General features: G+C 54.5%; 18 protein-coding genes. 1 reads left to right on the top strand and 17 read right to left on the bottom strand.

The features are described from left to right. The 8 genes from rplF to rpmC form a co-directional block, all read right to left on the bottom strand. Nucleotides 1-476 (bottom strand): 50S ribosomal protein L6 (rplF, locus tag AC1QQ2_RS13445; protein WP_479713502.1); only part of this gene is annotated, 476 nt, incomplete at its 3' end. 10 nt (nt 477-486) lie between these two features. After that, nucleotides 487-879 (bottom strand): 30S ribosomal protein S8, encoded by a 393-nt coding sequence (gene rpsH / locus AC1QQ2_RS13440; RefSeq protein WP_479713501.1) that lies wholly within the window; start codon nt 877-879, stop codon nt 487-489. A gap of 13 nt (nt 880-892) precedes the next feature. Beyond that, the gene (rpsN, locus tag AC1QQ2_RS13435; RefSeq protein WP_067550487.1) at nt 893-1,198 is read right to left on the bottom strand and encodes a 30S ribosomal protein S14; all 306 of its coding nucleotides are present in this window, start codon (nt 1,196-1,198) and stop codon (nt 893-895) included. A 16-nt stretch (nt 1,199-1,214) separates the two neighbouring features. Then, entirely contained in the window at nt 1,215-1,778 is a 564-nt protein-coding gene (rplE, locus tag AC1QQ2_RS13430; RefSeq protein ID WP_067550489.1) for a 50S ribosomal protein L5, read from the bottom strand. Beyond that, nucleotides 1,778-2,083: a 50S ribosomal protein L24 gene (rplX, locus tag AC1QQ2_RS13425; RefSeq protein WP_067550490.1), complete on the bottom strand. Its 306-nt coding sequence runs from the start codon at nt 2,081-2,083 to the stop codon at nt 1,778-1,780. Before rplX ends, rplE begins: the two co-directional genes overlap by 1 nt. Continuing rightward, on the bottom strand, nt 2,083-2,451 hold the full coding sequence (gene rplN / locus AC1QQ2_RS13420) for a 50S ribosomal protein L14 (protein ID WP_067550492.1): 369 nt from the start codon (nt 2,449-2,451) through the stop codon (nt 2,083-2,085). The genes rplX and rplN overlap by 1 nt, the downstream gene beginning before the upstream one ends. 78 nt (nt 2,452-2,529) lie before the next feature. Next, nucleotides 2,530-2,760, bottom strand: coding sequence for a 30S ribosomal protein S17 (gene rpsQ / locus AC1QQ2_RS13415; RefSeq protein ID WP_067550494.1), 231 nt, complete (start codon nt 2,758-2,760; stop codon nt 2,530-2,532). A gap of 3 nt (nt 2,761-2,763) precedes the next feature. Then, a complete protein-coding gene (rpmC, locus tag AC1QQ2_RS13410) occupies nt 2,764-2,961 on the bottom strand; it encodes a 50S ribosomal protein L29 (protein WP_067550496.1) in 198 nt (65 codons plus the stop codon). 247 nt (nt 2,962-3,208) lie between these two features. Here rpmC and AC1QQ2_RS13405 point away from each other — a divergent pair, with 247 nt between their 5' ends. Beyond that, nucleotides 3,209-3,829: a TIGR02466 family protein gene (locus tag AC1QQ2_RS13405; RefSeq protein ID WP_105234123.1), complete on the top strand. Its 621-nt coding sequence runs from the start codon at nt 3,209-3,211 to the stop codon at nt 3,827-3,829. 69 nt (nt 3,830-3,898) lie between these two features. Here AC1QQ2_RS13405 and rplP read toward each other — a convergent pair whose 3' ends face one another. The 9 genes from rplP to rpsJ form a co-directional block, all read right to left on the bottom strand. Beyond that, complete coding sequence (gene rplP, locus AC1QQ2_RS13400; protein ID WP_067550498.1) at nt 3,899-4,312, bottom strand: 50S ribosomal protein L16; 414 nt, start codon at nt 4,310-4,312, stop codon at nt 3,899-3,901. An 11-nt stretch (nt 4,313-4,323) separates the two neighbouring features. Continuing rightward, nucleotides 4,324-5,034, bottom strand: a complete 711-nt coding sequence (rpsC, locus tag AC1QQ2_RS13395; protein WP_105234122.1) for a 30S ribosomal protein S3 — start codon at nt 5,032-5,034, stop codon at nt 4,324-4,326. After that, on the bottom strand, nt 5,034-5,414 hold the full coding sequence (gene rplV, locus AC1QQ2_RS13390) for a 50S ribosomal protein L22 (RefSeq protein WP_067550502.1): 381 nt from the start codon (nt 5,412-5,414) through the stop codon (nt 5,034-5,036). Before rplV ends, rpsC begins: the two co-directional genes overlap by 1 nt. 3 nt (nt 5,415-5,417) lie before the next feature. Then, entirely contained in the window at nt 5,418-5,696 is a 279-nt protein-coding gene (rpsS, locus tag AC1QQ2_RS13385; protein ID WP_105234121.1) for a 30S ribosomal protein S19, read from the bottom strand. Between the two features lie 3 nt (nt 5,697-5,699). After that, on the bottom strand, nt 5,700-6,539 hold the full coding sequence (gene rplB / locus AC1QQ2_RS13380; RefSeq protein WP_067550506.1) for a 50S ribosomal protein L2: 840 nt from the start codon (nt 6,537-6,539) through the stop codon (nt 5,700-5,702). Between the two features lie 123 nt (nt 6,540-6,662). Continuing rightward, entirely contained in the window at nt 6,663-6,959 is a 297-nt protein-coding gene (locus AC1QQ2_RS13375; RefSeq protein ID WP_067550507.1) for a 50S ribosomal protein L23, read from the bottom strand. Then, entirely contained in the window at nt 6,956-7,573 is a 618-nt protein-coding gene (rplD, locus tag AC1QQ2_RS13370) for a 50S ribosomal protein L4 (RefSeq protein ID WP_067550510.1), read from the bottom strand. The genes AC1QQ2_RS13375 and rplD overlap by 4 nt, the downstream gene beginning before the upstream one ends. After that, the gene (gene rplC, locus AC1QQ2_RS13365; RefSeq protein ID WP_067550512.1) at nt 7,563-8,288 is read right to left on the bottom strand and encodes a 50S ribosomal protein L3; all 726 of its coding nucleotides are present in this window, start codon (nt 8,286-8,288) and stop codon (nt 7,563-7,565) included. The genes rplD and rplC overlap by 11 nt, the downstream gene beginning before the upstream one ends. A 14-nt stretch (nt 8,289-8,302) precedes the next feature. Further along, nucleotides 8,303-8,614 carry a 30S ribosomal protein S10 gene (rpsJ, locus tag AC1QQ2_RS13360; RefSeq protein ID WP_067550514.1) on the bottom strand — a complete coding sequence of 104 codons (312 nt, stop codon included), beginning with the start codon at nt 8,612-8,614 and terminating at the stop codon, nt 8,303-8,305. Nucleotides 8,615-8,916 lie beyond the last annotated feature (302 nt).

Genomic DNA, 8,916 nt, shown 5'->3' with positions numbered 1-8,916 from the left:
CCTTTGTACGGCTCTGGTTTACGCCACTCGCGGATGTTAGCAGCAACCTGCCCCACCAGCTGTTGGTCGATACCTTCCACAACGATTTCGGTCTGCTTCGGTGCGGTGACAGTTACGCCAGCCGGGATATCGAAGTCGACGTCGTGCGAGTAACCGAGCGCCAGTTTCAGGGTGTTGCCCTGAATGTTAGCACGGTAACCAACACCGGTGATTTCCAGCTCTTTTTTGAAGCCTTCGGTCACGCCGATAATCAGGTTTTCTACCATCGAGCGGGACATGCCCCACTGCTGACGAGCGCGCTTCGAAGTGCCACGCGGGGTCACTTTTACAGCGTTCTCTTCTACAGTGATGGTCACATCGTCGGTAGCAGAGAAGGAACGGGTGCCTTTCGGACCCTTAACTTCAATGGTCTGACCCGACACAGTGGCAGTAACGCCGCTGGGCAGCTCGACCGGTTTTTTACCAATACGAGACATCAGACCCTCCTTAGAAGATGGTGCAGAGCACTTCGCCGCCAACATTGGCTGCGCGTGCGTTTGCGTCCGACATCACACCCTTAGGGGTGGAGACAATCGACAGACCGAGGCCCTGACGGACCGACGGGATGTCCTTGACGCCCATGTAAACGCGACGACCAGGTTTAGAAACCCGCTTCAGTTCGCGAATGACAGGAGTGCCTTCGTAGTATTTCAGGCTGATTTCGAGTGTCGGGTGACCACGTTCATCCGTGCCAGCTTCGTAGCCGCGGATGTAACCTTCTGCAGTCAACACATCGAGAACCCAACCGCGCAGCTTGGATGCCGGAGTCGAAACAGTCGACTTGCCGCGCATTTGAGCGTTACGGATACGGGTCAGCATATCACCGATAGGATCGTTCATGTTCTAACCCTCCTTACCAGCTCGACTTGACCAAGCCCGGGATCTCGCCATTGGAGCCGAGATTACGGAGCATGATACGGCTGACTTTCAGCTTGCGGTAATACGCATGCGGACGACCAGTCAGCTGGCAACGGTTATGAAGACGGGTGGCAGAGCTGTTACGCGGGAGTTCCGCGAGCTTCAGGCGTGCCTTGAAGCGCTCTTCCATCGACTTGGTTTCATCGTTCGCGATTTCTTTAAGCTCTGCGCGCTTAGCAGCAAATTTTGCTACCAGACGCTCACGCTTTTTTTCGCGTTCGATCATGGATTTTTTAGCCATAGTTCTCTCTCCGCGCTTAGCTGTTGAACGGCATGTTGAAATGCTTCAACAGCGCTTTCGCTTCCGCGTCAGTTTTCGCGGTAGTGCAGATGACGATGTCCATACCCCAGACTTCATCAACTTTATCAAAGTTGATTTCCGGGAATACGATGTGTTCCTTCAGACCGGTAGCGTAGTTGCCACGGCCGTCAAACGAAGTGCCCGATACGCCGCGGAAGTCGCGGATACGAGGCATTGCGATTGTGATCAGACGATCAAGGAATTCGTACATACGGTCACCGCGGAGGGTAACTTTAGCGCCGAGCGGCATATCTTCACGAACGCGGAAACCAGCGATGGATTTCTTTGCTTTCGTGGAAACAGCCTGCTGACCTGCGATGGTGGACAGATCTTCAACAGCGGATTTGGCTTTTTTGCTGTCACGAACAGCTTCAGCACCACAACCGATGTTGAGAACGATTTTGTCCAGACGCGGGATCTGCATATCGTTTTTGTATGCGAACTCTTCTTTCAGAGCGGCTTTGATAGTCGCTTTGTAGAGGTCCTTAAGACGCGGGGAGTAGTTAGCAGTGTCAAGCATCAGATAACGTCTCCTGTTGTCTTAGCGAAGCGAACTTTCTTGTCGCCTTCCATGCGGAAGCCAACGCGAGTTGCTTTGCCATTTGCATCAACGATAGCCAGGTTCGACAGATCGATCGGCATTGCCTTAGGAAGGCGGCCGCCCTGTGCAGTCTGGGTTTGGCGAGTGTGACGGATGGCCATGTTCACGCCATCGACAACGGCCTTGCCAGCAGACGGGTTAACCGAAGTGATTTCACCGGTTTTACCTTTGTCTTTACCAGCCAGAACGATGACTTTGTCACCTTTACGGAGTTTCGCAGCCATTACAGCACCTCCGGAGCAAGCGAGATGATTTTCATGAAGTTCTTAGCGCGCAGTTCGCGAACAACCGGTCCGAAGATACGGGTGCCAACCGGCTCGCCGTTGTTATTCAGGATAACAGCTGCGTTACGGTCAAAACGAATTGCGGTACCGTCTTCACGACGAACCTCTTTGGCGGTGCGAACGACAACGGCCTTACGGACGTCACCTTTCTTAACACGGCCGCGTGGGATGGCTTCTTTCACCGATACTACGATGATGTCACCAACCGACGCATAACGACGGTGCGAACCGCCGAGAACCTTGATGCACTGAACACGGCGAGCGCCGCTGTTGTCAGCTACATCCAGATTTGTCTGCATCTGGATCATGGGTTACTCCCGACCTTTGGGGGGACTTGCAGTGTTGTCCTGATCCCCAGGGTTTCGATTAAACTGGGATCACCGCAATTAGGCGGTGATGACTTCCCAGCGTTTGGTCTTCGACTTCGGTGCACATTCCTGAATACGGACGGTGTCACCTACGTTGAATTGGTTGTTCTCGTCGTGAGCGCGATATTTCTTCGACTTACGGACGGTTTTGTGAAGCAGCGGGTGCTTGAAACGACGTTCGACCAATACGGTTACGGTCTGTTCGTTCTGGTTCGAGGTGACAACACCCTGAAGGATACGTTTGGGCATGTCTTAGGCCTCCGCAGCAGCTTTTTCGTTCAGAATAGTCAGCACGCGAGCAGCGTCACGACGGACGGTGCGCATACGAGCGTTGTTTTCCAGTTGGCCGGTGGCCTGCTGGAAGCGCAGGTTAAACTGCTCTTTCTTCAGAGCGACCAGATCTTCCCGGAGCTGTTCCGGCGTCTTGGCGCGAAGTTCAGTGGCGTTCATAGCCTTTTCCTTTCTTAACACCAGAGGGCTCCGCTCGCATTATTTTGCGGGTCACCCTGTTCCTGGTGGACGAATAACAAAACACACGAATCCCGTAGACGGGAATCGTGAGATAGCGCCGTATAAGGTGCTGGTCATTGGGAGGCAAGAGGAATAGGGCATTTCCCCAAGAAAACTTGGGCAGCCGGTGCCGTTGATGCTAAACGGGACCTAACTGTCAGATCAAGACTTTTTGCAGGAGCCCAACATGGCCAAAATCGAATCCCTTTTCGTAACCCGCTTTTACAAAGGCCGCCTAACCGAGTTCGGCCACGAGATTGACGAAGAAGAACTGCACGACAACTGCTACGCCATTATGGAAGATGATGAGGCGGGCCAGCAATGGTGCGAGGAAAACGGCTACCCGGGCTACACCAGCTACGCATCCCTGACTGACCTGCCATGGCGGTCGCCTGTGTTTGCCGCCGTCAAGGAAGCGCTCGACAAACACGTCGCTGAATTCGCCAAAGATCTTGAATTCAATCTGGACGGTCGCGAACTGGTTCTCGAGGACCTGTGGATCAACATTCTCCCTGAGGGTGGCAACCACGGGTCCCACTTGCACCCACATTCGGTCATCTCTGGCACTACCTATGTTTCGATGCCCGATGATACATCGTCCCTCAAGCTCGAAGACCCGCGCCACTGCATGATGATGGCCGCCCCTCCCCGTCGCAAAGATGCGCGCCGTGAATTGCAGGCCTTCATCTACCAGAAGCCAGAAATCGGCGATGTGTTCCTTTGGGAAAGCTGGCTCCGCCACGAAGTGCCCGCGAATACCTCCGAATATGACCGTGTATCGGTGAGCTTTAACTACAAGTGGGAATAAGCCCCACGACAACCCCGAAACAAAAAAGGCGCCCCAAAAGGGCGCCTTTCCTTATTCTTGTCGACTGGATTACCAGTCTTCGCGAACCACAGTGCGGGTCTTGATCGGCAGCTTCATAGCTGCGAGACGCAGTGCTTCACGTGCGATATCTTCGGAAACACCGTCGATTTCGAACATGACGCGGCCCGGCTTCACTTTGCAGGTCCAACGGTCGACGGAACCTTTACCTTTACCCATACGAACTTCGATAGGCTTAGCGGTTACCGGCAGATCCGGGAAAATACGGATCCATACGCGACCTTGACGCTTCATGTGACGGGTCATCGCACGACGTGCTGCTTCGATCTGACGTGCAGTTACACGCTCGGGCTCAACAGCTTTGAGGCCGTATGTACCGAAGTTCAGATCCGAACCGCCTTTTGCTTGACCGTGGATACGGCCTTTGTGCATTTTGCGGAATTTTGTACGCTTAGGCTGTAGCATTATCTAGCTCCTTAGCGACGGCCACGATCGCCACCGCGCGGTGCGGGGCCATCTTGGGCTTCAGCTTGACGACGGTCACGAGCCTGCGGGTCGTGCTCCATGATCTCGCCTTTGAAGATCCACACTTTGATACCGATGATGCCGTACGGAGTCGTAGCTTCGAACAGAGCATAATCGATGTCAGCGCGCAGGGTGTGAAGCGGAACGCGGCCTTCGCGGTACCATTCGGTACGAGCGATTTCAGCGCCACCAAGACGACCAGCAACGTTCACACGAATGCCGAGTGCGCCCATACGCATTGCGTTCTGAACCGCACGCTTCATAGCGCGACGGAACGAAACACGGCGCTCGAGCTGCTGACCGATGCTCTCTGCAACGAGGGCAGCGTCCAGCTCAGGCTTGCGTACTTCAACGATGTTCAGGTGCAGTTCGCTTGCAGTCAGAGCTGCGAGCTTTTTGCGAAGAACTTCGATGTCAGCGCCTTTTTTACCGATGATAACACCCGGACGTGCAGCGTGAATGGTCACGCGGCATTTTTTGTGCGGGCGTTCGATGATAACGCGAGCGATACCAGCTTGTTTCGCTTCTTTCTTAACGAAGTCCTTGATTTTAAGGTCTTCAAGAAGAAGGTCACCGTAGTCTTTGGTGTCGGCGTACCAACGGCTGTCCCAGGTGCGGTTGACCTGAAGACGCATACCGACGGGGTTTACTTTGTTACCCATTAGGCTTGCTCCTCAATCTGACGCACCTTGATGGTGAGTTCCGAAAACGGCTTCATGATCTTGCCAAAACGACCACGTGCACGCGGACGACCGCGCTTCATGGTAAGGTTTTTGCCAACATAAGCCTCGGCTACGACCAGTTCATCAACGTCGAGGTTGTGGTTGTTCTCGGCGTTCGCAATTGCGGACTGAAGGCATTTCTTCACGTCCACAGCAATCCGCTTGTTCGAGAAAGTCAGGTCGGTCAGAGCCTTCTCGACTTTCTTGCCACGGATCATAGCGGCGACGAGGTTAAGTTTCTGCGGGCTAGTGCGAAGCATGCGCAGTTTTGCCATTGCTTCGTTGTCTGCCACGCGGCGGGGGTTCTGTGCCTTGCCCATGACTTACTTCCGCTTCGCTTTCTTGTCGGCAGCGTGCCCGTAGTAGGTACGGGTCGGCGAATATTCACCGAATTTCTGACCGATCATGTCCTCGGATACCAGCACAGGAACGTGCTTTTTGCCGTTATAAACGCCAAACGTCAGACCCACGAATTGGGGCAGGATCGTCGAGCGGCGCGACCAAATCTTGATCACTTCGTTGCGGCCAGCTTCGCGTGCAGCTTCGGCTTTCTTAAGCACATAAGCGTCAACGAACGGACCTTTCCATACAGAGCGAGACATATCTTAGCGCCCTTTCTTAGCGTGGCGCGAACGAAGGATAAGCTTCGACGACGCTTTTTTCTTGTTGCGGGTACGTGCACCTTTGGTCGGCTTGCCCCACGGGGTAACCGGGTGACGACCACCGGAGGTACGACCTTCACCACCACCGTGCGGGTGGTCGATCGGGTTCATAGCAACACCGCGAACCGACGGACGGATGCCTTTGAGGCGCATACGACCGGCTTTACCGAAGTTCTGGTTCGAGTTGTCAGGGTTCGACACAGCACCGATGGTCGCCATGCATTCCTGACGAACGAGACGAAGCTCACCCGAGGAGAGGCGGATCTGTGCGTAGCCACCGTCACGACCTACGAACTGAGCGTAGGTGCCAGCTGCACGAGCGATCTGACCGCCCTTACCCGGCTTCATTTCGATGTTGTGTACGATTGTACCAATCGGCATGCCCGAGAACGGCATAGCGTTACCCGGCTTGATGTCAGCCTTCGCAGAAGCGATGACTTTATCGCCAATAGCCAGACGCTGCGGAGCAAGGATGTATGCCTGCTCACCATCTTCGTACTGGATAAGTGCGATGAATGCGGTCCGGTTCGGGTCGTACTCGATACGAACTACGACTGCCTGAACGTCAAACTTGTTACGTTTGAAGTCCACGATACGGTAGAGGCGCTTTACACCACCACCACGACGACGTGCGGTAACCCGTCCGGTATTGTTCCGGCCACCCTTGCTGGTCAGACCCTCTGTGAGAGCCTTAACCGGGCGACCTTTCCAAAGCTCCGAACGGTCGATCAGAACCAGCCCACGCTGGCCCGGCGTCGTCGGTTTATACGACTTGAGTGCCATGTTCTCTGTCTTCCGTTGCTTTGAGGGAGGTTAATCCCCGTAGTTTAGGGCCCCGAAGGTCCCCGAAATAAACAAAAGGCACGGCCCCGGACGAATCCGGGGCCGAACCGATGAAGTCAAGTATTAGAGACCGGTCGAAACGTCAATGGTGTTACCTTCTTCGAGGGTAACGTAAGCCTTTTTGACGTCGTTACGGGTACCAACGGTACCGCGGAAACGTTTGACCTTGCCTTTGGTGATCACAGTGTTGACCGCTTTAACCTTTACACCAAAGAGAGCTTCAACAGCTTCTTTGATCTGCGGTTTGTTCGCGTCTTTCGCCACTTCGAAAACAACTGCGCCATGCTCGGATGCCATAGTTGCTTTTTCGGTGATGATCGGCTTGCGGATCACATCGTAATGTTCAGGTTTCGCGCTCATTTCAGACGTGCCTCCAGAGCTTCGACACCAGCCTTGGTGAGCACGAGAGTGTCACTGCGGAGGATGTCGTAGACGTTCGCGCCGATGGACGGCAGAACATCAACGGTTTCGATGTTGCGCGCAGCTTTCGCGAAGTTCTCGTTTACGGCTGCATCAATGATGAGCGCGCGTTTCCAGCCCAGGTTTGCAACCTGTTTCGCCAGAGCCGAGGTTTTTACTTCGTTCAGGTCTGCGGACTCGATCACGATCAGTTCGCCAGCTTTGAGCTTTGCGGACAGTGCGTGACGCAGGCCCAGCTTGCGGAACTTCTTGGTCAGGTCGTGTGCGTGCGAACGCGGGGTCGGACCTTTGTAGATGCCACCGTGACGGAAGATCGGCGCCTTCTTGGAACCGTGACGTGCGCCACCGGTGCCTTTTTGGCGGTAGATCTTCTTGGTCGAGTAGGACACTTCCGAACGACCAAGAGTCGCGTGAGTACCCTGCTGAGCCTTAGCACGCTGCCAACGGACAACGCGGTGCAGGATGTCGGCGCGCGGCTCCAGACCGAAGATTGCGTCGTTAAGTTCGACGGAACCTGCAGCGGCGCCATCAAGTTTGATAGCTTCAGCCTTCATTGTTTTCGCCTCCTTCAGCAGCAGCCTCGACCGGAGCAGCGTCCGATTTCAGCGCAGCGGGCAGAACCAGGTTGGACGGAGTCGGTTTCTTAACCGCATCCTTAATGGTGACCCAGCCGCCTTTCGAACCCGGTACAGCGCCTTTGACCATGATCAGGCCACGGTCTGCATCGGTGCGAATGACTTGCAGGTTCTGGGTGGTTACACGAGCAGCGCCCATGTGACCGGCCATTTTCTTACCTTTGAAAACGCGACCCGGATCCTGACACTGACCAGTCGAACCGTGCGAACGGTGCGAGATGGACACGCCGTGAGATGCACGAAGACCACCGAAGTTGTGACGCTTCATCGCACCTGCGAAACCCTTACCGATCGATGTACCCGAAACGTCAACGTATTGACCTTCGAAGTAGTGATCAGCGATGATTTCAGCACCAACTGGAAGCAGGTTTTCCGGTGCAACGCGGAATTCTGCAACTTTGCGCTTAGGTTCAACTTTCGCAGTAGCGAAGTGACCACGCATAGCTTTCGAGGTGTTTTTAGCTTTGGCAGTGCCAGCGCCGAGTTGAACAGCAGTGTAGCCGTCTTTATCAGCTGTACGCTGAGCAACGACCTGCAGGTTGTCCAGGTGAAGAACGGTTACAGGGATCTGTTTACCATCTTCCATGAACAGGCGGGTCATGCCGATTTTTTTTGCAATAACGCCAGAGCGCATATCCTATGCCCTCCTTAGACTTTGATCTCGACGTCAACGCCAGCGGCGAGGTCGAGCTTCATCAGTGCGTCAACGGTTTGCGGGGTCGGATCCACGATATCAAGCAGACGCTTGTGGGTGCGGATTTCGAACTGGTCGCGCGACTTTTTGTCGACGTGCGGACCACGCAGAACGGTGAATTTTTCGATCTTGTTCGGCAGCGGGATCGGACCACGTACAGATGCACCAGTGCGCTTTGCAGTGCTGACGATCTCAGCAGTGGAAGCGTCGAGTACACGGTAGTCGAATGCCTTCAGCCGAATGCGAATGTTTTGGCTCTGTGCCATATCATTTGCCTTTCGCGGCTCTAACCGGTTGAGAGGTGGTAGAGCGCACCATTGCGTCCCCACGTCGAACCTAGAGGAATACGAATCCCTCATTAGAAGTTCACCCGAAGGTGAACCCGCGCCCAATACACGCCGCCCACCTACAGATCAACAGGTAATCTTCAAGAATCTGTCACAGACAACCTGAACAGCCCTGAAGCCTTCTATAGATAAAGGGCCGCCCTTTTCAGGACGGCCCTTCGTGATTTTAAAATCTATCGCGAATTAAGCGAGGATTTTGGAAACAACGCCCGAACCAACGG

Origin of the sequence: Aestuarium sp. (assembly GCF_023253315.1) — a bacterium.
Lineage (GTDB): Bacteria > Pseudomonadota > Alphaproteobacteria > Rhodobacterales > Rhodobacteraceae > Marivivens > Marivivens donghaensis.
Note: the sequence above shows the minus strand (reverse complement) of the source record. Positions and strands in the feature narration are given on the sequence as shown.

Coding starts and splice junctions, on each gene's coding strand:
- rpsH (WP_479713501.1), bottom strand. CDS start 879: ATGAACGATCCTATCGGTGATATGCTGACCCGTATCCGTAACGCTCAA.
- rpsN (WP_067550487.1), bottom strand. CDS start 1,198: ATGGCTAAAAAATCCATGATCGAACGCGAAAAAAAGCGTGAGCGTCTG.
- rplE (WP_067550489.1), bottom strand. CDS start 1,778: ATGCTTGACACTGCTAACTACTCCCCGCGTCTTAAGGACCTCTACAAA.
- rplX (WP_067550490.1), bottom strand. CDS start 2,083: ATGGCTGCGAAACTCCGTAAAGGTGACAAAGTCATCGTTCTGGCTGGT.
- rplN (WP_067550492.1), bottom strand. CDS start 2,451: ATGATCCAGATGCAGACAAATCTGGATGTAGCTGACAACAGCGGCGCT.
- rpsQ (WP_067550494.1), bottom strand. CDS start 2,760: ATGCCCAAACGTATCCTTCAGGGTGTTGTCACCTCGAACCAGAACGAA.
- rpmC (WP_067550496.1), bottom strand. CDS start 2,961: ATGAACGCCACTGAACTTCGCGCCAAGACGCCGGAACAGCTCCGGGAA.
- AC1QQ2_RS13405 (WP_105234123.1), top strand. CDS start 3,209: ATGGCCAAAATCGAATCCCTTTTCGTAACCCGCTTTTACAAAGGCCGC.
- rplP (WP_067550498.1), bottom strand. CDS start 4,312: ATGCTACAGCCTAAGCGTACAAAATTCCGCAAAATGCACAAAGGCCGT.
- rpsC (WP_105234122.1), bottom strand. CDS start 5,034: ATGGGTAACAAAGTAAACCCCGTCGGTATGCGTCTTCAGGTCAACCGC.
- rplV (WP_067550502.1), bottom strand. CDS start 5,414: ATGGGCAAGGCACAGAACCCCCGCCGCGTGGCAGACAACGAAGCAATG.
- rpsS (WP_105234121.1), bottom strand. CDS start 5,696: ATGTCTCGCTCTGTATGGAAAGGTCCGTTCGTTGACGCTTATGTGCTT.
- rplB (WP_067550506.1), bottom strand. CDS start 6,539: ATGGCACTCAAGTCGTATAAACCGACGACGCCGGGCCAGCGTGGGCTG.
- AC1QQ2_RS13375 (WP_067550507.1), bottom strand. CDS start 6,959: ATGAGCGCGAAACCTGAACATTACGATGTGATCCGCAAGCCGATCATC.
- rplD (WP_067550510.1), bottom strand. CDS start 7,573: ATGAAGGCTGAAGCTATCAAACTTGATGGCGCCGCTGCAGGTTCCGTC.
- rplC (WP_067550512.1), bottom strand. CDS start 8,288: ATGCGCTCTGGCGTTATTGCAAAAAAAATCGGCATGACCCGCCTGTTC.
- rpsJ (WP_067550514.1), bottom strand. CDS start 8,614: ATGGCACAGAGCCAAAACATTCGCATTCGGCTGAAGGCATTCGACTAC.